Genomic DNA, 20,599 nt, shown 5'->3' with positions numbered 1-20,599 from the left:
GGTGGGGTTCAGCTGACGCAGGCTCAGTCTTCGTCAAATTCCGCGGATAAATCCTTCCAGCCCTTGCTCGCTGCAAAAGCCGAAAATTCTTCCGGCGCTTCCAGTACGATCAGTTTCTTGTCTTGCAAACCGAGGTCGCCATGGCCGAAGTCCGGGCCTACATAGCCCAGGCTGCGCAGGCGCGTGAGGATATGGCCGACCAGGGTCTTGTCCTTGTACAAGCCGCTTTCGAGCGGGGCGGAAAAATCCACATACACGTCGATGATGCCGTAACCTTCGTCGAAGATACGGATCGCCTTGATGTCGTGGGCACGGCCGGAGCCGTCGGTGGCCTTGAAAGGGTCGCTGAGCTGGATGTCGGTGTCATTGTTCATATTGTCAGCATACACCAAAACGTGGTTGGGGAGAGAGGGGCCGCCCCATGGCGCGGCCCCGGATCAGTCTTACTTCTTACTTATTATTTCAACGGTTGCAGGATGGCCGTCAGGCGGTCGCGCGTGCCGGCGATGCGTTCCAGTTGCGGGTATTTCAGGCCGCCATGGTAGTCCAGCGCCACGGTCTGGTACTGCTTGCCTTTTTTTACCAGCAAATTGATCGGCTGCGTGCCGTCCTTGGCTGCCTGGATGGCTTTTTTCAGCAGTTTGGGCGTGTACGCCATGCCATTGACGGCCAGCAAGGTGGTATTGCCCGACAAGCCAGCCTTGAAGGCGGGGCCGTCCCACAGCAGCTTGCCCAGCTTGCCATCCTTGTCGACGGTCAAGCCCAGCGAGTAGCTCAGGTCGGTGCTCTTGCTGCGCTCTTCCGTTGCCTGCATGAACGGCGTTTGCTTATCGCGGTAGACCAGTTTCCAGCCGGCGCGGGCCAGGCCGTCCAGCGGCGCGCCCGGGCCGTGGCCATCGAGGCGGCTGCGCAGGAAGGTGGCCCAGTCATATGGTTGCACGGCGTTCAGGGCGGCCACCACATCTTCGAAGGTGTAGGGCAGCGGCGTGGTGCTGCCATTCTGCACGCCAAAGAAGGCGCGCGCAAAATCGTCGAGCGAGCGGCGCTCGCCGGACAGTTCGCGGATGGTGGTGTCGACATCGAGCCAGATCAGCGAGCCTTCCGAATAATAATCTTCGCTACGCTGCCAGCTGCTCCAGCCGATCGGGCGGCGGCCATTGATGATCGGGTCGTTGGTCGTATCCTGCATGGCGCGCCAGCTGCGGCCCGGCACTGCATCGTAATAGGCAGCGGTGGAAGCGAACAGGTCGCGCATGTTCGCTGGCGTGATCAGGCCCGAACGCGAGGCCAGCACATTGCCCCAGTATTGCGTCTGGCCTTCGTAGACCCACAGCAGGCTGTTTTGCAGCGGTGTGTTGAAGTCGGGCGTGGCCTGGCCGGCAGGGCGGCGGAACTTGCCATTCCACGAGTGCGTCAATTCATGCGGCAGCAGCGCGCGGCCCGCTTCGGTCTTGTCCCATTCGCTGAAGTAGCCAGGTTTCACGCCGTTTTCGCTCGACTGCATGTGCTCACGGCCGATGCCGCCAAAATCATCGCTCAGGGCCAGCAGGAAATCGTAATGCTTGAAATGGCGCGAGGCGAACAGCTTATACACTTGCTGCATCAGCACGCGGTGTTTTTCGATTTGTTCCGGCGTCGCTTCCAGGCTGTCCGGGCTGTCGGCTACCACGTTCAGGTACACGGGAACTTTCGCACCCGGATCGAGGTCAAAACGCTTGAAGTAGCGGCCCGCGAACAGCGGTGAATCGACCAGGTTGTCGAGATCGATGGTCTGGAAGTCCACCTGTTTGCCTGCTGGCGTGGACGATTCCGCACGCACTTCCAGCGCACTGCCAAATTGCCAGCCAGCTGGCAGGGTCAGGCTGGGCTGCACCTGGATTTCGCGCGCAGGACGGCCTTCCGGGTACAGGGTCATCGCATGCCATTGTACGCCGAGGATGTCCGCTGTCATGGTGATGCGGCCCTGGTTGCCTTCGACGGGCGAGAGGAACTGGTATTGCGCTTCCACCGTCGCAGCACCTGCAGGCACGTCGATGTGGAAGGCGAACATGTTCACGGGATCGCGCTGCCATTCCAGCGGCTTGCCATTGGCGGACAGGCGCAGGCCAGCCAGCTGGTTCAGCGGGCCGCTGGGACCGTGGTTGCCAGGCACCCATTGTGGATACAGCAAGGTCATCTTGCCTGGCGTGGCAGGGATGCTTTCGCGGATATTGAAAATCTGCTGGGCCACATTGCTGGCGTCTACATGCAGCACGATGGGTGAGGATGGCGTTTCAGGGGTAGCAGAAGCGGCGGCGTGCGCGCTGAAGGCGGCGCTCAACAGGACGGCGAGCAGCGGGCGTGAAAATGTTTTAAGGGGCATGGATGAAAAGAGTGATGTAGGGAAAGTGATATTGCCGGCAACTATGGTCTGGCAGCAACGGTAACTGTAGCACAGCCGTGGACATCGTCAGGAGCCGAGCAGGATGAAGCCGGCCCAGAAAAATGGGTGGCTGTGCGGGTTGCCGGTGCTGGCGGCGCCGAGCATGGTCAGGCCGCGCGTGGCCGGGGCACTGGCGCGGCCGGCGCGGATTTGCTGCAACTGCGCCTGGCGCAAGGCTTGCGGCTTGCTCTTGCCGTGCGCCAGTGCACTGTAAAAATCGCTCATCAAAGTGGCGGTCGATTGATCCGAGACGCGCCACAGGCTGGCCAGCACATTGCGCGCACCGCGCTGGCGGGCCAGCCAGGCCAGGCCTTCCAGTTCGCGGCCCGTATCGTCGGTGCCGGCTGGCACGGCCGTTTCGCAAGCCGACAGGGTAAGCAAGTCCAGGCCCGCAAATCGGTAGCGTTCTTGCGCCAGTTCGGCCAGGCTCAGTTGTTGTCCATCGCCCAGCAGCAGATAGGAATCCTTGCCCATGCCCGAGCGCAGCACGAAATGGCTTGCGATATGCACGCTGCTGTTGGCGGGTAGCGCCTGCTGCAGCGCGGCCGCCGTGAAATCGCCATCGAGATACACCTGGCTGGGCACATGCGCAGTCTGCTCGATCTGTGCCACGGCGCGCAATTCAGACTGCACGAAAGGTAGCGCCGGCAGCTCGCCGCTGGAACTGGTCTGGCCCAGCAGGGCCATCGACGGCGCGCGTGCCGGCTCTGCGGTGCTGCCATCGGCGCCACGCGCATCGAGCGCAATCGGCAGCCGTTCTACCAGCCAATGGCGGCCGTCATGCAGCATGGCGAAGGGCAGGTAGCGCAAGACGCCATCGAGCGATAGCGACAGCGATGTAGCGCCCTTGAGCTGCGTGCTGACGGGTGCGATCAGCAGCGCATACAGCGCTTGCACCTCGGCGCGCGCATCGACGCCAGGGTCTTGCGCGCTGCGGCGCAGGCTGGCAATGCGCTGCGCCAGCGTGCGTTCATCGATGGCCACGTCATGGATGCTGCTGCCGCGCTTTCCACCTGTTTGTGCGACGATGCGCAGGCGTTTTTCCGTCACCAGATACGTCAGGTGCAGCACGCCCGGCTTCAGCGGCGCGGCCCTGGTGCTGTTTGCAGGTGATGATGTGGCGACGGGCGCTGCGGGCAATTTGGCCAGCGCCGCGGCGGCTTCATCGACAAGGGACGTCATGGCGGTATTCGCGCTCTGCCATTCTGCCTCGGCCTGGGCCGCACCTTGCGCCTGGTGTTCGCGCGCCAGTGCCAATGCCTGGGCGCCTGTGCGCAGTGCTGACGCGCGCGCATCGAACTGCTGTTGCCACGCGCTTTCCGCACCTGTGTAAGCGAGGCGCGTGGTGCGTGGATCGGGCGCGCTGCGCACCAGATTATGAAAGTCGTCTTCGCGCACCATGGCCAGCACGGTTTCCGCTTCCTGGATGCGGCGCTGGTCGAGCAAGCGGTCCGCCAGCTGCCCATAGGCGGCGCGCTTTTGGCGAATAAAGCCTTGCCGCAGCGGCACGGGCAGGCCGGCCGTGCCGGCACGCGTGGCTTGCAGTGCATTGATGGCCTGCTTGCCCAGGAAAATAGCAGCCGCATCGGGTTCCAACGCACCCAGTTGCGCCGCCGCCCGCGCTTCGAGCAAGGTCTGTTGATTGGCCATCGCAATGGCCAGCGCGCGCGCCGCCTGCGTGCGTGCGGTGGCTGTATCGCCCGTGCGCGCATTCAGTTCGGCGGCATTCAGCAAGGCCAGGCCATAAGCGGGATGCGACACGCCGCGCACGGCCGCCAGTTGCTGCGCCAGGCTGGCTGCTTCCTGTGCCAGTGTATGCAAGTCAGCATCGCTGATGTCCATGCGCGCCGCCTGCACCTGCAGACGGACCTGGCGCATCGTGTCGAGCAGGCCGGCCGGCGCCGATGGCGTTTGTTCCAGGCGCGCCACCAGGCTGGCCAGGGCTGTTTCGGCTTGCGCCTGCTGGCCCAGCGCCGCCTGCGCCTGGGCTGCCAGCAGCAGCGCGTTGACTTCATCATCCGGTAAAGGCTGGCTGCCCGAGATAGCCAGTTGCGCCGCTGCCTGCGCAGCGTCCAGCGCTTGCTGGTACTGCCCCAGCGCCATCAGTGTGCTGCCATGCGCGTATTGATGCGTGGAGCAGGCGGGCGAGGTGTCGCCATATACCTCGCGGCAGTGGCGCAGCGCGGTGCCGGCCGCTACTTCCGCGCGGCCCAGCTGATTGTCGGCCAGCGCGGTGAGCGCCACGTCTTGCCAGGCGCTCACCGTATTGGCGTGCTGGTCGCCAAACAGGGTCTGGCGTATGGACAAACCCTGCTCGGCTTCCAGCCAGGCCTTGCCGCTTTCACCGAGGCGCGCATGGATGCCGCTCAGGCGGTTCAGGGCCACGCTGGCCTGCATCGAAGCGGCGCCCGAGCGCTGCACGGCGATCGCCAAAGCGCGCTGCGCAAACGACAGCGCTTGCCGGTCATTGCCGGCCAGGGTGTACCAGGTCGCCATGTCCGCGATGCTCGTTTGCGTCTCGGTGCTGTTTTCGCCGAAGGCGGCCAGGCGGATACGGTAAGCGTGTTCCAGATAGCCGTAAGCTTCCTCCATGCACCCCATGCGCAGCAGCAGCACGCCCACGTCGCGCATGCCCCAGGCGTGGTCGGTGCTGTTTTCGCCCGAGGTGCGGGCCCAGGTATCCATCGCCAAGCGCGCATACGGCAGGCCGCGCGCGTACTCCTTGGTTTGTAGCGCTACGCCGGACAGGTTCGACAGGCTGGTGCCATACGATACCGTGTCCTTGCCAATGATGTTCGCCTTGGCCGCCAGCGCGGTATCGCCCCATTGCCAGGCCAGTTCGAAGCGGCTCCACTGGCGGTACAGATACATCAATTCGGCGGGGTAGTACATGTTTTCATGGCCAGGGTCGCCATCGTTCAAGGTCTGGCGGATGGCCCAGCCTTCCAGCAAGGCCTGTTCGCTTTCCGGGTAGCGGTCCAGCAGTTGCAAGCTCTGGCCCAGGCCCAGCAAGCCGCTGGCGATGCCGGCCTGGTCGTTCGCTGCACGGCAGGTTTGCACGCCGCGTTCGAACAGCGGCAGGGCGCGCGCCGGCTGTTCATCCTTGATGGCGTCGTTGGCTGCATCGAGCCAGGGCGTGACTGTCGCGAGGCAGGTGGTGGCGGCCGCTGTGTTCAACAAGGCTGGTCCGGTCAGCAGTAAAAAAAGCGCAAAGCAGAGTGCAAGGCGTTTCATTTTGTGGAAGTCCAGGAAAGGCGGGCGACTTGCGCCTGGTCTCGATTGTGCGCATCGCCCAGGTCCGTCTGTGCGCCACGCGTGGCCGGCGATGGTGCATCGAGCACAAAGAAACGGCGCGGCAGCGTGCCATTGCTGGCCGGTGCGGCCAGCAGGGCCAGCCATTCCTTGCCAAAGCGGGGACCGCTGACGACAAAGCTGCGCTCGAAGCGGCTGATGCCATTGCCGATGGCTGGCGGCATGCGGTTGCTGTCGCCTTCCAGCGCTGGATAGATACGCATGGCGGGGCCGCCCAGCGGCAAATGGACCAGCGCCAGATCGACGGAGGATGTGCTGCGGTTTTCCACGCTCAAACGGATGCGCGTGCCTGCCGGCAGCAGGCCCAGATCGGTATCGGTGAAGGGCAATTGGCGCGGCGGCCGGCCCGGCAGGGTCAGTTCGATGCGCGCGTCGAGTAGTGGCGTGCCGGGCGTGGCGGGCAGGGCCAGCAGCTGGACCAGGCGCTGTGCTGGATGCTCCGTGCGGCTGGCCCAGCCTGGCATGGTGGCATCGCTGCCCGAGATCAGCGACAGACGGCTCTCGCCCCAGCCGGTAGCGACGGCGCGCCAGCGTGCGCCGCCATTCTCAAACAGATCGCCGTCGCGCAAGCCATCGAGCAGCCCAAACGGCAGATACCAGCCCTGGCCATCGCGCCGTATCGGCCACTGTGCTGAAATAGGCTCGCCACCAGACCACAGCGGCGTATCGAGCGTGCCCGTGTAGACCGGTGATGGCCAGGCGGAGCGGGGCAGCTGGTAGCTATCGAGTGCCTCCCTGTATTGCTGCGTGGCGCTGCCGGCCCAGACGGCATAGGTACGCGGCTGCGCATCAAGGGCGGCGATCACGGCGCGGGTAAACAGGCCAGCTGCCTGGCCCGTGGTTTGCACAGCGGATTCTGGTGTCCGCTGCTGTGCTTCGGCGGCAAAGAAGCCGATAAAGTTGGGACGCGCGCGTGGCACTGCGTCGGCGGGGCTGGCCGATGGGCGCCAGCCAATATCGGCGTTTGACAATCCCCGCCATACCAGGCCGTCGCCGCCACGCGTGCCGGCTGCCGCATGGCAGGTGTCGAAGATGGCCACCACGCGCGCCTGGCGTGCCGAGATGGCGTCGATTGCGTGTCCCAGTTCGCTGCTGCTGATGCCGCCGTCCAGCTGCCGGCCCTGTGCCCGAACCTTGCTGTCGCGCGTCAGCAGCATGGTATGCCGCCCCGCCTGCGTCGGTGCTTGCCCCGGATAGGAAGGTAGCAGCACGCTGTGGCCGGACCAGTACAACAGCAGTACATCGTCCTTGCCCAGGTTTTTTTCCAGCTGGAGCAGGCGGCTCAGGATGGCGGCGCGCGTGGGGGCTGCACCGCCAGCATCAGAAAAACTGTCGATATGGTCCGCCGTAAAACCCTGGTGCAGCAGGGCTGCACGCATGGCCGCCACGTCGCTGGTGGGACCGGCCAGCCAGGCCGTGCGCGGCATGGCGGGCAATTCTGCTACGCCGATCAGCAGCGCGTGGCGTTCTGCCGCGACCGCCGCAGTACCGAGCAGGCAGGACAGCAGCAAGCATGCCAGCTTTCTGCCTGTCATTGTGCCCCGGGAGTTTCGATGAGTTCCGTGTCGGCCACCACGCTGCTGTCTTTCAGGCTTTGCAGCGCAGCCGCAGCATCGAGTCCATCGAGCAGATAGATGTGGCCGGGCAGCGGGCCGGTGACGATGCCCGCATGCGCCTGTTCCAGGGCCGCTTCCATCTGGCTGATCGACGCCTCTGGCTTGAATTGCACGCGCAGATTCGCCACCGGCGCTTCCGTGCCAGGCGCGCTGCGCCATTGCACTTGCTCGTTAGGTGAGCCTTGCACTTGCCACAGCAGCCACGCCTGGATGACGCAGATGCTGGCCAGCGCCGTGATCGCGAACGGCGCCATGCGTGGTAGTGATGGAAGGGAAAGGCGCGCCAGCAGGCGGCGCCATAAACCCGGGTTTTGCTGTTCCAGCCTGTGGTGCAGTTGCGCCAGGCCGGCGCTGGCGTCCAGGTCGGCCGCTTCCTGTTCGATGGCGCTGCGGATGTCGCGCATCCAGGCTGCCTCGTCAGCCCACTCCGGGTCGTGTTCCAGTTTGGCGGCAATGCGGCTAGCCTCATCGGCGGAGGCGTGGCCGTTCAGATAGTCGGGCAGTGCTTCTTGCAGCTTTTTCTCTGTATCGATGGGATCAGTCATGGCGGCCGCCCTCCTGGACAAACCAGCGCTCGATGCACTGGCGTAGATTGAGACGGCCATGAAACAAACGCGTCTTGACGGTGCCTTCGGGCGCCTGCTGGATCTGGGCGATATCGGCGACCGACAAATCATCGATGGCCCACAAGGTCAGGCTTTCGCGTTGCAGCGGATTGCGCAGGCGCCGCAGGCAATCGAGTATGGCCTGGCGCCGCTGCAGGCTTTCTGTTTTTAGCTGTGGTCCCGGATCATGTTCCGCCAGCTCCAGCCGGGATGGATCGTAGCCATCGCTGTCGATTGATTCTTCGCGCGCCACGCGTTTGCCATGGCGGCGGATCTGGTCGATGGCCTTGTTGCGGGCCAGGGTCAGCAGCCAGGTGCCGAAGGCCACGCGGCCATCGTAGCGCATGGGGGCACGCCATACATCGTGGAAGACGTCGATCGTCACTTCGTCGGCAATGGCGTGCGCATCGAGGCCGCAGCCGCTGAGCTGGAGCCGCGCGAAGATACGCACACGTGGCGACCATGCCCGGTACAGGGCGTCGAGTGCGCGCTGGTCGCCCGATGCCATGGCAGCCAGCAGTTCGGCAGGATTGACAGGCAATGCGCTCATCGTGCGGGTTGGGGACGGGCCGGGGAAAGCGCCGAGTATAGCATTGTGGAAATAGTTACGACCGTCATCAGGGCATTAACTTTTCTTCATAAAAGATTGAACCGGACTGAACTTTCTTGCGAATAAGGGGGGGCAAAGGGCCGCACGTAAGCGGCTCATCTTCTCTCAAAAGAAAGGACGTTCAAATCATGAAAAAGCGCGGCAAGATTTTACGCGATACCAGCATTGGCCCCGGCTTGCTTGCCATCGGCCTGGAGCAATACGCGTTTCAGCTGGAAGGCATGTGGAAGTCGGATACGGCGCCCAAGGTGAATATGGTGGTCGAGGTGGAATTTGATGAGGGCAATGCGGTCAGCGCGATTTACCCGGTGGCCGACACGCAGCTGGCCAAGGAGCAAGCTGAACTTGCCATGTCCGCCGCCAGGGCCAAGGGCGCGGAAGTGGCCAGCGGTGTGGTGGCGCGCCTCGGTGTGCCCATGCTGGTGTCGCTGGGCTTGCTGGTGATCGGCTGGTTTTTCCTCAATGCCATCTCGGTGCGGGTGTCCTCCAATTTCAATCCTGGCCTGAGTTTCTGGAAACTGCTGGCCCTGCTCAATTCGCCATCGGGCCTGCTGCAATCGTTCGGCAATACCTCGGGCAGCAGCGGCATATATGGTTTGCTGGCCATTGTCTGTCTGGCCGGCCCGCTGTTGCCCCATGTCTGGAAGGATAAGCGCGCGCATCTGGGCGGCCTGCTGCCGCTGCTGTTCATGCTGCTGGTCGTCGGCCTGATCTATAGCGGCATCAGCAATGGCATCAGCGAAGCGCGAGGCGCGGCCAGCCAGTTCGGTGGCGCCGAAGCGGCACGCATGATGGCCGAGATGAGCTCTGGCATGGCGCGTGAAGCGCTGCGCGCCATCAGCATCGGCCTGGGCGCCTATCTGTCGCTGGCCGCCAGCCTCTACCTCGCGGGCCGGGGCACGATCAAATTCCTGGCCGCCAAGGCCGTTTGATTCTCAATCTTATTTTTCACTCTTATTTCGCACTCTTACTGAAAGAAACCATGTTGAACTCCTACAAAAAACCATTGCTGCTGGCCTTGCTGACGGCCAGCCTGGCCGCCTGCAGCGACAAGGCCGCTAGTCCAGCGCCGACCCTGGCAGATGCGACGGCGCCGAAAACCGTCGCCGCCATCAAGCAGGAAGTGGTGCGCGCCGCCTTGCCGAAGGCGGACAAGTCCACGCCTGCCGCCAGCTATCTGGAGTTGACCAGCGGCAACCAATTGATGTATTCCTATTTGTCGCTGGCGGCCATGCCCATCGACTATGCCAAGATCGCCGGCGTGGTGTCGTCGGACTATGCGCGTTCCAGCGATGAATTCCACAAGAACGATTTATTGAAAGTGCTCCAGCCGAAGATCGATGCTGCCGTGGACCAGGCTGGTGCGCAGCGCTATGTGCGCCTGAAGATCGATAATCCCGTCAATAAATATGACTTTGAGCAAAAAGGCTTTCCGCTCGATAGTTCGCTGTGGGAATCGGGCTCCACGCGCTATTTCTTTGATAATCCCGCCTACAAGCTCAGCTTCAGCAACGGCGACGGTTTCCGCTACCTGAACGTGCCGGCCGAAGATGCGGCGCGGAACATCGAAGGCTTGCGCAGCAAATACCAGGCCTTGCAGCTGGTGGTGTACGCGTTTGCGCAAGATGCCGATATCAGCCAGAACCTGGTGCGCGCCGAAATCGTCAAGGTCGAGCTGATCGATAAAAAGGGCAATGTACTTGCCAGCCAATAGGGGAGGGGCTACCCCTGCCGGATGGGTCCGGCAGGGGATGTAAAAATATTTTCGCCACTGGGGCAAAAATCGTATTTTTCAAGGTCTTGAACGCATGGCCATCGTCCTTAGATAGCTAGCAAGCGGATGCTCATGGTGAGGTCCGCGCCACTTATCGCTTACTTTTTAAAGGATATTTACCATGCGTACTTTTGATCTTGCTCCCCTGTATCGTTCCGCCATTGGCTTTGACCGCTTGGCACAACTGCTCAACGAACAACGCGCCGATGCGCAACCCAGCTATCCTCCTTACAACATCGAACTGGTGTCGGAAGATAAATACCGTATCGTGATGGCGCTGGCAGGTTTCAGCCGCGCCGAGATCGATATCATCACCGAGCGCGACTCGCTGCACGTCACGGGCCGCAAGCAGAAAGATGGCGTCGAACGCACTTTCTTGCACCGTGGCATCGCCGCCCGCGATTTCGAACAACGCTTCCAGCTGGCCAACCATGTGAAAGTCACGGGCGCCACGTTTGAAAACGGCATGCTGACCATCGACCTGGTGCGTGAAGTGCCGGAAGCGCTGAAACCGCGCAAGATCGAGATCGCCGACGGCGCGGTAGCCAACGTCAGCGTGCTGGAACAGCGCCAGGCAGCGTAATCCTCCTCTGTTGCAAGCATGCCCTGTCATGAGCGTGACATGGGCGTGCAGTAGAATACTGGCCGGTTTATCCGGCCAGTTTTACGTTCGGCCCCACATTTTTTCTCTTGATGTTGGCAGTATTAGGCCATGCTTAAAGGCAAAAAACGCGTGAGGTGCACACAAAAGCGCACACAAAATGTTAAGCACGGTCTAAGTCTGCTAGCCCAATATTGCACACATCAAAGTCTCATTAAATGAGGAGCAATTCATGGACAATCAATCAACGACGCCATCTCTCAGTATCAAACGCACTGCAGCCGCGCTGGTCGCGATCAGTGTGCTGGGAGCAGGGGGCGCGATGATCGTGCATCAAAATTACGCTGGCGCCAACAGTGCGCCGGTCATTCCTGCCGCAGTCGCCCAGGTTCCGGCTAGCGCTGCGCCGCAAATGACCCTGCCTGATTTTAGCGAAATTGCCGCCCGCAACAGCCCTGCGGTGGTCAATATCAGCGTAACGGGCAGCACCAAGGTCAGCCTTGACAACAGCCAGGCCGGTACCGACGATTACGGCACCGATCCCTTCTTTGAGTTTTTCCGCCGCTTCCAGGGGCCGCAAGGCGGACAGCGCAGCCGCGACGTGCCTACGCATGGCCTCGGTTCCGGCTTTATTGTCAGCGCTGACGGCATCATCATGACCAACGCCCACGTGGTGCGCGATGCGCGTGAAGTGACCGTCAAGCTGAACGACCGCCGCGAGTTCCGCGCCAAGGTGCTCGGAACCGACCTGAAGACCGATATCGCCGTGCTGAAAATCGACGCCAACCACCTGCCAGTGGTGCCGTTGGGGCACTCGAACGACTTGAAAGTGGGCGAGTGGGTGCTGGCCATCGGTTCGCCGTATGGCTTCGACAGCACGGTGACGGCTGGCGTGGTCAGCGCCAAGGGCCGTTCCTTGCCCGACGATAGCAACGTACCGTTTATCCAGACCGACGTGGCCGTCAATCCCGGCAACTCGGGCGGCCCGCTGTTCAACACGCGCGGCGAAGTGGTCGGCATCAATTCGCAAATCTACAGCCAGACGGGCGGCTTCCAGGGGCTCTCGTTTGCCATTCCGATCGACCTGGCTGGCCGCATCAAGGACCAGATCGTCGCCACCGGCAAGGCCAGCCACGCAAAACTGGGCGTGACGGTACAGGAAGTGAACCAGGGTTTTGCCGACTCGTTCAAGCTGGCCACGCCGGAAGGCGCGCTGGTGGCCAATGTGGAACGGGGTAGCCCGGCCGACAAGGCAGGCTTGAAATCGGGCGACGTGATCCGCAAGATGAATGGCCAGCGCATCATCGCTTCGGGCGACTTGCCGGCCATGGTGGGTGTTGCCCTGCCTGGCGATAAAATCAACCTCGATGTCTGGCGCGACGGCAAGATCGTTACCTTGTCGGCCACCCTGGGCAATGCGGCCGACAAGGTGGCCGACGTGGCGCAAAACAATGGCGCTTCCGGCAAGGTGCGCCTTGGCCTGGCCTTGCGCCCCTTGCAATCGGAGGAAAAGCGCGAAGCGGGCATCAGCGCCGGCTTGCTGGTGGAAGACGCCGGCGGCGCTGCCGCAAATGCGGGGGTCCAGCCGGGCGACGTGTTATTGTCGGTCAATGGCCACCCTGTCAACACGGTCGAGCAGGTACGCGACGTCGTCGACAAGTCCGCCAAGTCGGTGGCCTTGCTGATACAGCGCGGTCCGGATAAGATCTTTATTCCGGTACGGCTGGGTTGATACCGGGGTCAGACCCGTCGGGTCTGACCCCAGCTCTTCGCCTTTGGGTTGAATGCAGCAAAAAACAGACAAAAGAACACGAGAGGCACACATGCGCTTATTGCTGGTAGAAGATGACACGATGATCGGCGAGGTGGTGCTCGATCTGCTGCGGGCCGAGCATTACGCGGTGGACTGGGTCAAGGATGGCGACATGGCCGATACGGCCCTGCAGACACAGACTTATGATCTGGTGCTGCTGGATCTGGGCTTGCCGCGCAAGGATGGTCTCGAGGTGCTGCGTTCGATGCGCTTGCGCAAACTCGATACGCCGGTGCTCGTCGCCACGGCGCGCGACGCCATCGAACAGCGCATCGCCGGGCTGGACGCGGGCGCCGACGATTATGTGCTCAAGCCGTACGACCTCGACGAACTGCTGGCGCGTATCCGCGCGCTGCTGCGGCGCGCCTCCGGCCGCCCGGAACCGGTGTTTGAACACCAGGGCGTCTCGATCAATCCCCTGACGCGCGAAGTGATCGCCGATGGCCACCCGGTCAACCTGTCGGCCCGCGAATGGGCGGTGCTCGAAGCGCTGATCGCGCGCCCCGGCATCGTGCTGTCGCGCGCCCAGCTGGAAGAAAAACTGTACAGCTGGAAGGATGAAGTCAACAGCAACGCGGTCGAAGTGTATATCCACGGCTTGCGTAAAAAACTGGGCAGCGAATTGATACAGAACGTGCGCGGCCTGGGCTATATGGTACCGAAGGCGTGAAGGTTACGGTGAAGGTCACCCACTCGCTGCGCGGCCGCCTGCTGTGGTTCCTGCTGGCGGCCATCATCATGGCGGCCCTGGCGCAAGCCTCGATCGCCTACCGCAGCGCGCTGTACGACGCCGACCAGATTTTCGACTACCACATGCAGCAGATGGCGCTGTCGCTGCGCTCCGGCGCACCGCTGGCCAACCACGCCGAAGCCTTGCCGGCCGACCCCGTCAACAATGACATGGTGGTGCAGGTGTGGACGCCGGACGGGGTGCAGGTGTTCCGTTCGATCACCCGCGCCGAACTGCCGCAGCGCGCCGTGCTGGGTTTTTCGAATGTGAAGGCCAATGGCACGACCTACCGTATCTTCTCCGTGCAAACCAGTTCCCAGACCGTGCAAATTGCACAGGATATGGCGGTGCGCAAGCGCATGGCCGGTAGCCTGGCATTGCGCACGGTAGGGCCGATTGCGCTGATGGCGCCGATTCTGATGCTGGTGGTGTGGTGGGTGGTCAGCGGTTCGCTGGCGCCGGTGTCGCGCGTGCGCAAGCAGGTGGCGGCGCGCCAGGCCGACGACTTGTCGCCCGTCTCGGAAGCGGGCTTGCCTGACGAAGTGCGCCCGCTGGTGCATGAATTGAACTTGCTGTTCGGGCGCGTGAAAACGGCGTTCGACGCGCAGCAGCATTTCGTGGCCGACGCGGCCCATGAATTGCGCACGCCGCTGGCGGCCCTGAAGCTGCAGGTGCTGAGCCTGGAGCGCGCCGAATCGGAAGAAAAACGCAGCCTGGCCATTTCCAGGGTCAGCGGCGGCATCGAGCGGGCAACGCGCCTGGTCGAACAATTGCTGGTGCTGGCCCGCCAGGAAGCCAGCGCGGCCAGCGGCGACCAGCTGCAGCAGGTGGACTTGAACGATGTCGTCAAGCGCGCGCTGGGCGATATGGCTGGCGTGGCGCAGGCGCGCAAGATCGACCTGGGCCTGCACCATATGGACCCGGCCACGGCTGCCGGCCAGGCCGACGCCTTGAATATCCTGCTGCGCAACCTGGTCGACAACGCCATCAAGTACACGCCGCAGGGCGGCACGGTCGACATCGACCTGCGTTCCACGCCGGCTGGCGTGACCTTGTCGGTGGAAGACAGCGGCCCCGGCATTCCGCCCGAAGAGCGCGAGCGCGTCTTCAGCCGCTTCTACCGCGTGCCCGGCACGGACGCCAATGGCAGTGGCCTGGGCCTGGCCATCATCAAGGCCATCGCCGAACGCCATGGCGCACGTCTGGTGCTCGATCAATCCGAACGCCTGGGAGGCTTGAGCGTACGTCTGGAGTTTCCTGCGCCGCCCAAGAAATAAGGTGTTTTTGGGTTGAAACGGGCTGATCTTGCGTGATCTTTGCCTGCGCGCATTGACGCGGCAACGCCATCCCTATATTGTCTGCGCAATAAGAGCAGCCAGTGTAGGGAGCAAGCAGCATGAAGAAGATCGGATTTTCAGGAACCCTGGACCCCATCACCAACGGCCATATGTGGGTGATCGGCGAGGCGCGTTCGCTGGCCGACGAGGTGATCGTTTTCCTGTCGCAGAACCCGGCCAAGAAACCGCAGTTTCCCGCCGAAGACCGCAAGCGCATCATCGAGCAAAGCGCGCGCGCCTGCGGCTGGGACAATGTGCAGGTGGTGATTGTGAAGGGCGACTACACGGCCAGGGCGGCGAAAAAATATGGTTGCGACTATTTGATACGCGGCATTCGCACGACTGCCGATTTCGATTATGAAAACCTGATCCAGCAAACCAATGTGGACGTGCTTGCGGGCGCCAAGACCATCTTCGTGATGCCTCCGCGCGACTTGGGTTCCGTCAGTTCCAGCTTTGTGAAAGCACTGGAAGGCCCGGTGGGCTGGAACTGGACCATGAAAAAATTCGTGCCCGCCGCTGCTTACCAGGCCTGGATACTCGACTGGCTGCGCAAGGAGTGGGATACCCTGTGGACCGGTTCCGGCGAGGCGGAACTGGCCCTGGCCGCAGACTGGTTCACCCGTTTGACGGGGCCGCAAGCCTACGGCGGCGCCGAGCGCCACTATCACAACCTCGACCACCTGGTGCACGGCTTGTCCGAACTGCGCGTGTGGGCCGACAATACCGGCGCCTCGAAACGCGACAGCGCCCTCGCCAGGAAAGCCTTCTGGTTCCACGATGCCATCTACGGCCACGAGGACGACGCGCTGTTTTCCAGCGAAGAAGCGAGCGCCCAGCTGTGGCTGGGCAGCGGCCTCGATGCGGGCGACAACGCCGACGTGGCACAACTGATACGGTGCACCGACCACTTCCAGGGGCCGACCATCAACCATACTCTGAAAGACGCCATCTTGGGGGCTGACCTGGCCATTCTGGGCCAGGACGATGAAGTCTACGACGCCTACACCGGCGCCATCGCGCGCGAATATGGGCACGTCGATCCCGTGCGTTTCAAGGAGCAGCGCAGCCTGGCCTTGCAGCATTTGTGCGCCAAGGCGCAAGCCGGCCAAATGTTTGGCGACGTTTATTTTGCGGGTCAGTATAACGAGCGGGCGATTGAAAATATGCGGCGGGAGATCGCGGGCTTGTCGGGCGCCTGATTTTAGTGGCTGGATGCTGCGGCCCAGGCCAGCGCATCTTCCAGCCTGTCATTGCCCCAGAATAGTTCGTCGCCGCTGATGAAATTGGGTGCGCCGAACAGTCCCCGCGCTTGCGCTTGCTCCGTCTGGCGGCGCAGGCGCAGCTTGTTTGTATCGGTCAAGGCCAGCGCCAGGATGGCCGGCGCATCGAGGCTCAGTTCCGTCAGCGCCTCTGTCACCGCTTCCAGATTGTCGATGTCACGGTCATCGGCAAAATTCATCGTCATCATGCGGCGGACAAACGGCGCGACCCAGCCCTGGTCCGCGCCTATCAGCGCCACGCGCATCGGCAGCAGGGCGGTGCGGGGAAAGGTCGTCGGCTGCCGCCATGGCAAGCCATACTTTTCACACAGTCGCTGCATGTCGCGCCAGGCATAGTCGCCCTTGAGTTTTTGCAGCACGAAGGGCGAGGTTTCCCAGCCCAGCGCCTTGAAGACGACGCCGAGCAGGAAGGGCTTCCAGATGATCTCCACATTTTTTTCACGCGCCAGCGCTTCGATGCGCATGGCGCTCAGGTAGCTGTAGTTGCTGCCGAAATCAAACCAGAATTCGAGTGTGGCGTGGGACATGGTAGCTCTTTCAAGGGATTGATAAGACTTTATCTTGCATGGATTATAAGGTGGGTTAAAGTGCCGGCAGTCCTGATTGGCAAGCAGCAGAATTTCAGCGTGGTTTTTAATTTAATCCATCTTTACAGTCTATGAAAAATACCCCTTGTTTTATGTTTACCCTGTTTGTTTGCGCAGTAGCACATGGACAAGCGCCTGAGCCTTGGGCGCTGCCTGACCCGATGGTATTGATGGAGTCATCCAATGCTCTTTGTGCCGACCAGGTGAAGTCGACCCTGGTAGTTGGTGCACTCAGGGAGCAGGGAAGAAGCAAGGCAGAAGTATTGGCGCTGCTTCCCCAAAGTCCGAAGGGCATGGAATTACGTGTCGTCAGTGCCATGCGAGAGAACGTGGAAGACGCGTTTGATTTTCCAGAAATTTCTGTCGATAGCCAGTTCTCATACCGCTCCGAAGCCTGCTTCCGTGAAACCTTGGGCGGTCTAAGGGCGCCTCGCCTGGCGGCCCTACGCTCGCAAGTGGACAAGTGCCAGGCGCTTCATGGTGCAGGCAAGAGCCAGGCCTTGTTCAAATGCATTGAAGCGGTCGTTCGCAGTGCCGAGCCACAGCGATAAACAAGGGTGCTCTTCGGCCAGTACAGACGGCTGCCGGCGGCAAGCTCAGAACGGCAGCAATTGCTTGCTGTAGCCGCGTTGCGCCAGCTGCGCTGCGATTGCTTCATCCAGCTTCGCCTTGCCCGTCCTGAAGTGCAGATGGCTGAGCGAGGCGGGCAGGCCGTGTTCCAGCATGGCCTCGATATCGAGCATGGTCTCCGATACGGACAACTGGCGCAGCGCGGCCAGACTGTTTAATCCATCCAGAGTGACCAGGGTCTTGCACGTATGCAGATGGACTTGCTCCAGCGCGCGATTGTTGCTGAACTCGATTTTTGCCAGCTTGGCCTGGTCTTCCACCCACAGTTTGCGCAGTAGCGGAAAGCGGCCCATATCGCCCAGCGCTTCCAGGCCGCGCACGCGTAGCACTTCCAGCTTGTGCAAGAGCGGCGCATCGATTTCCTGTATCGAAGTCCGTCCACCAAGTTGCAAGCGCAGTGCTTCCAGATGGTTGATATCGGACACGAAATCGAGTCCCACCTTGCTCTTGATGCGGTAGAGCGACAATTCCTTCAGTGCCGGCAAGCTGGCCAAGGTGGCTATCTGCTGGCTATGGCCGTCGATATGCAATGAGGACAATTGGCTGAAATGGCGTAGCGGCGCCAGGTCGAGATTGTTTTTTGCGGTCTCGTCCAGATACAGATAGTCGAGGCCTTGCAGATTTTCAAGCTGCAAGATATCGGTTTGCGCCAGCTCGTACACACCCAGGCGCAAGCGCCGCAGGCGTGGCATTCCTCCCAGGGCTTCCAGGTGCAGCGCATGTTGATGAAAGTCGATCGACAGGCTGCTCACATGTGGCAGCGCGCAAGATAGCTGCATCGAAGACCCTGGCATGGTAGCCGTAAATGCGGATGGTCAGTTCGGGGCCGCAACTGGCGGCCAGGGCGTCGAGCTCGGCCAGCAGTGGTTCGGGTTCACCCAGGGTATCGAACTGCACCGTTACGTGATTGCCGGCGGTGATGCTGGCCCGGATGGCCTTTGCATCGATATAGTCAGGGTTTTGTATCGTTTGCTGCGTGGGATTTTCAAACATGCTTAATCCAGAGATAGTCATGATGGTGGAGCGTGTTCGCCATAGCTTGCACGCAGCATGGCCAAAAAAGCCTTCATGCCGGCTGAAACATGGCGATGGCCTGGATAATACAGGCACAGGCCCGGCAGCGCTGGCGACCAGTCTTCCAGTACGCGCACCAGCCGGCCTTCTGCCAGCAGGTTGGCCACTGCCCATTCATTGGTCCAGATCAAGTCTTCCCCATGCAGCGCAGCAGCGATCATCAGGTGATGGTTGTCCAGGGTCAGGGGGCCGTGGGGATCGATTTCGAAGCGTTCACCACTGCGTTCGAATTCCCATTTATAGAGAGCTCCGCCCGGCAGGCGGCTGCGTACGCAGCGGTGCTGGTGCAGCTCATCGGGCGAAAGTGGCGCAGCGTGGCGCGCAAAATAGGCGGGCGAGCCTACCACCGCAAAACGCAAGGGTGGCGTGCAGGGCACGGCAATCATATCGAGCGGCACGTTTTCCATCGCGCGGATGCCGGCGTCGAAGCCTTCAGCAACGATATCGACCAAGCGGCCTTCAGTGACGATATCGACCTGCATGTCGGGATAGCGCGCCAGAAAAGCCAGCACCAGCGGCGCCAGGATCATCTTTGCAGCGCCTTCCGAGGTGTTGATGCGCAAGGTGCCGGACGGCGTGTCGCGGAAGGCATTCACGCCATCCATGGCCTCGGCGATCTGCCCCAGCGCCGGCTGCACGCGGGCCAGGAATTGCTGGCCCGCCTCGGACAAGGCCACGCTGCGCGTGGTGCGGTGAAACAGGCGCACGCCCAGCCGCGCCTCCAGGCTGGCAATCGCGTGGCTCAGTGCCGAGGAAGACATGCCCAGTTCCGCCGCCGCCTTGCGAAAGCTGCGCTGGTTTGCCACCGCGACGACGGCATTGAGTTCGATCAAACCTGTCCGCTTCATTTTGAGACCCTGTACATGGTCATGATTATCCTGTTTTGTGCAGCAACTCATGCAAGATTATGCGGATTGTTAGTTCAATGCAAGAGGGCTATCTTGTCTGTGTTCCACACACTTCTATCCTCATTGAAAGCACATCATGCACAAGACCATCTTGATTACGGGCGCTTCGCAAGGCATCGGCCAGGCAACTGCTCAACTTTTTGCCCAGCAAGGCTGGAATGTGGTGGCCACCATGCGCACGCCTGACAGCGCCGCAGGCCAGGCGCTGGCTGCCTTGCCCGGCGTGCTGGTGACGCGCCTCGATGTGGAAGACAAGGCTAGCATCGCCACCGCCATCGAGGCCGGTATCGCGCGTTTCGGCCGCATCGACGTGCTGGTCAATAATGCCGGTTATGGCCAGATCGGCCTGTTCGAGCCGGTGCCCGCCGACACCGTGCAGCGCCAGTTCGACGTGAACGTGTTTGGCGTGATGGATACCATCCGCGCCATTCTGCCGCATTTCCGCGCGCAGGGCGGCGGCGCCGTGCTCAACGTCAGTTCGGGTGCGGGCATGTTTACGCTGCCGCTCGCTTCCCTGTACTGCGCCAGCAAGTTCGCCCTGGAAGGTTTTACGGAGGCGCTGTCGTATGAACTGGCGTCGCAACATATCGCCGTCAAGCTGGTGATACCCCATGGCGGCGTGACGGGCACCGCCTTTAACGCGACCTCGGCGCAGGCCACAGCGCTGCCCACGCCGGAACTGGCAAGCTACGACGCGTTTATCGCCGATACGCAAGCCGCGTACGCGAAGATGGTCGCCGCCAGTGCCATTTCGGCGCAGGACGTGGCCCAGTTGATCCACACGGCGCTGACCGATGGCAGCGACCGGCTGCGCTATCTGATCGGTGACGATGCACGCGGCTTCGTCAAGGCGCGGCGTACCTTGAGCGAGGAGGCGTATATCGACTATATGCGCGGCTATTTCACGCCGGGCCAGGCGTGACAAGCAGCGCTTGAGCCTCATAGGTATCTGACTGGCTATGGTCACTCTGATATTGCGCTGGCAACTTTTACGTGTCACGATGGTTTGTCTGCCACAAACAGTATCTGGAGGTAATGATGTCTGCTTATATGCTAGCGTTTATTTGGCTGCTTTCCCACATGGCTTGCCTTATGATTGCCAAGCGCCGCGGCTTGAAAAATACGGCGCTCAGGGCCACATCAGTCGTCATGCTGGGGCCGTTCGCCATTCCTTTTGTGCTGGCTGCAAAGTCGCAGAAGTTGGTGCGGATCTGAGGATAGTAGCAGCGATGATGGGCTGCACAACGGTACTTTACGCTCAAAAACAGCGGATGCCCATACCGGCGCAGCCGCTGTT

The 20,599-nt window shown here is 61.8% G+C and carries 20 protein-coding genes; 11 read left to right on the top strand and 9 right to left on the bottom strand.

Annotated features, from left to right (window positions below):
- Positions 1–23 precede the first annotated feature (23 nt).
- The 6 genes from HDE75_RS06130 to HDE75_RS06105 all read right to left on the bottom strand — a co-directional run bounded on the left by HDE75_RS06130 (position 24) and on the right by HDE75_RS06105 (position 8,505).
- The gene (locus tag HDE75_RS06130; protein WP_183675748.1) at positions 24–374 is read right to left on the bottom strand and encodes a hypothetical protein; all 351 of its coding nucleotides are present in this window, start codon (positions 372–374) and stop codon (positions 24–26) included.
- A gap of 83 nt (positions 375–457) precedes the next feature.
- Positions 458–2,362 (bottom strand): M61 family metallopeptidase, encoded by a 1,905-nt coding sequence (locus tag HDE75_RS06125; RefSeq protein WP_183675749.1) that lies wholly within the window; start codon positions 2,360–2,362, stop codon positions 458–460.
- A gap of 87 nt (positions 2,363–2,449) precedes the next feature.
- Positions 2,450–5,602 (bottom strand): CHAT domain-containing tetratricopeptide repeat protein, encoded by a 3,153-nt coding sequence (locus HDE75_RS06120; RefSeq protein ID WP_183675750.1) that lies wholly within the window; start codon positions 5,600–5,602, stop codon positions 2,450–2,452.
- A gap of 50 nt (positions 5,603–5,652) precedes the next feature.
- Positions 5,653–7,269: a caspase family protein gene (locus tag HDE75_RS06115; RefSeq protein WP_183675751.1), complete on the bottom strand. Its 1,617-nt coding sequence runs from the start codon at positions 7,267–7,269 to the stop codon at positions 5,653–5,655.
- Positions 7,266–7,895 (bottom strand): hypothetical protein, encoded by a 630-nt coding sequence (locus tag HDE75_RS06110; RefSeq protein ID WP_183675752.1) that lies wholly within the window; start codon positions 7,893–7,895, stop codon positions 7,266–7,268. The genes HDE75_RS06115 and HDE75_RS06110 overlap by 4 nt, the downstream gene beginning before the upstream one ends.
- On the bottom strand, positions 7,888–8,505 hold the full coding sequence (locus tag HDE75_RS06105; protein ID WP_183675753.1) for an RNA polymerase sigma factor: 618 nt from the start codon (positions 8,503–8,505) through the stop codon (positions 7,888–7,890). Before HDE75_RS06105 ends, HDE75_RS06110 begins: the two co-directional genes overlap by 8 nt.
- Before the next feature lie 188 nt (positions 8,506–8,693).
- Here HDE75_RS06105 and HDE75_RS06100 point away from each other — a divergent pair, with 188 nt between their 5' ends.
- The 7 genes from HDE75_RS06100 (at position 8,694) to coaD (ending at position 16,022) form a co-directional block, all read left to right on the top strand.
- Positions 8,694–9,497, top strand: a complete 804-nt coding sequence (locus HDE75_RS06100) for a hypothetical protein (protein ID WP_183675754.1) — start codon at positions 8,694–8,696, stop codon at positions 9,495–9,497.
- A 50-nt stretch (positions 9,498–9,547) separates the two neighbouring features.
- Entirely contained in the window at positions 9,548–10,279 is a 732-nt protein-coding gene (locus HDE75_RS06095) for a DUF4852 domain-containing protein (protein ID WP_183675755.1), read from the top strand.
- Between the two features lie 181 nt (positions 10,280–10,460).
- Positions 10,461–10,922, top strand: a complete 462-nt coding sequence (locus HDE75_RS06090) for an Hsp20 family protein (RefSeq protein WP_183675756.1) — start codon at positions 10,461–10,463, stop codon at positions 10,920–10,922.
- Positions 10,923–11,172: 250 nt separating this feature from the next.
- The gene (locus tag HDE75_RS06085) at positions 11,173–12,672 is read left to right on the top strand and encodes a DegQ family serine endoprotease (RefSeq protein ID WP_183675757.1); all 1,500 of its coding nucleotides are present in this window, start codon (positions 11,173–11,175) and stop codon (positions 12,670–12,672) included.
- Positions 12,673–12,763: 91 nt separating this feature from the next.
- Positions 12,764–13,423, top strand: coding sequence for a response regulator (locus HDE75_RS06080; protein ID WP_183675758.1), 660 nt, complete (start codon positions 12,764–12,766; stop codon positions 13,421–13,423).
- A gap of 68 nt (positions 13,424–13,491) precedes the next feature.
- Positions 13,492–14,760 (top strand): ATP-binding protein, encoded by a 1,269-nt coding sequence (locus tag HDE75_RS06075; RefSeq protein ID WP_260173899.1) that lies wholly within the window; start codon positions 13,492–13,494, stop codon positions 14,758–14,760.
- Positions 14,761–14,879: 119 nt separating this feature from the next.
- Positions 14,880–16,022 (top strand): pantetheine-phosphate adenylyltransferase, encoded by a 1,143-nt coding sequence (coaD, locus tag HDE75_RS06070; RefSeq protein ID WP_183675760.1) that lies wholly within the window; start codon positions 14,880–14,882, stop codon positions 16,020–16,022.
- A 2-nt stretch (positions 16,023–16,024) separates the two neighbouring features.
- Here coaD and HDE75_RS06065 read toward each other — a convergent pair whose 3' ends face one another.
- Positions 16,025–16,630: a 2-hydroxychromene-2-carboxylate isomerase gene (locus HDE75_RS06065; RefSeq protein WP_183675761.1), complete on the bottom strand. Its 606-nt coding sequence runs from the start codon at positions 16,628–16,630 to the stop codon at positions 16,025–16,027.
- A 131-nt stretch (positions 16,631–16,761) separates the two neighbouring features.
- Here HDE75_RS06065 and HDE75_RS06060 point away from each other — a divergent pair, with 131 nt between their 5' ends.
- Positions 16,762–17,241, top strand: coding sequence for a hypothetical protein (locus HDE75_RS06060; RefSeq protein ID WP_183675762.1), 480 nt, complete (start codon positions 16,762–16,764; stop codon positions 17,239–17,241).
- 45 nt (positions 17,242–17,286) lie between these two features.
- Here HDE75_RS06060 and HDE75_RS06055 read toward each other — a convergent pair whose 3' ends face one another.
- The gene (locus HDE75_RS06055) at positions 17,287–18,099 is read right to left on the bottom strand and encodes a hypothetical protein (RefSeq protein WP_183675763.1); all 813 of its coding nucleotides are present in this window, start codon (positions 18,097–18,099) and stop codon (positions 17,287–17,289) included.
- Between the two features lie 13 nt (positions 18,100–18,112).
- Between HDE75_RS06055 and HDE75_RS06050 the strand changes: the two genes are divergently transcribed.
- Positions 18,113–18,319 (top strand): hypothetical protein, encoded by a 207-nt coding sequence (locus HDE75_RS06050; protein WP_183675764.1) that lies wholly within the window; start codon positions 18,113–18,115, stop codon positions 18,317–18,319.
- An 11-nt stretch (positions 18,320–18,330) separates the two neighbouring features.
- On the opposite strand, the gene HDE75_RS06045 is transcribed toward HDE75_RS06050, so the two are convergent.
- Positions 18,331–19,242 (bottom strand): LysR family transcriptional regulator, encoded by a 912-nt coding sequence (locus HDE75_RS06045; protein ID WP_183675765.1) that lies wholly within the window; start codon positions 19,240–19,242, stop codon positions 18,331–18,333.
- A gap of 136 nt (positions 19,243–19,378) precedes the next feature.
- Between HDE75_RS06045 and HDE75_RS06040 the strand changes: the two genes are divergently transcribed.
- Together HDE75_RS06040 and HDE75_RS06035 are read left to right on the top strand one after the other, a co-directional pair.
- On the top strand, positions 19,379–20,224 hold the full coding sequence (locus HDE75_RS06040; protein ID WP_183675766.1) for an SDR family oxidoreductase: 846 nt from the start codon (positions 19,379–19,381) through the stop codon (positions 20,222–20,224).
- A gap of 113 nt (positions 20,225–20,337) precedes the next feature.
- Entirely contained in the window at positions 20,338–20,517 is a 180-nt protein-coding gene (locus HDE75_RS06035) for a hypothetical protein (RefSeq protein WP_183751081.1), read from the top strand.
- Positions 20,518–20,599 lie beyond the last annotated feature (82 nt).

Source organism: Janthinobacterium silvisoli (assembly GCF_014200725.1).
In the GTDB taxonomy this organism is placed as follows: domain Bacteria; phylum Pseudomonadota; class Gammaproteobacteria; order Burkholderiales; family Burkholderiaceae_D; genus Janthinobacterium.
This window is presented reverse-complemented; position numbering and strand designations above follow the sequence as displayed.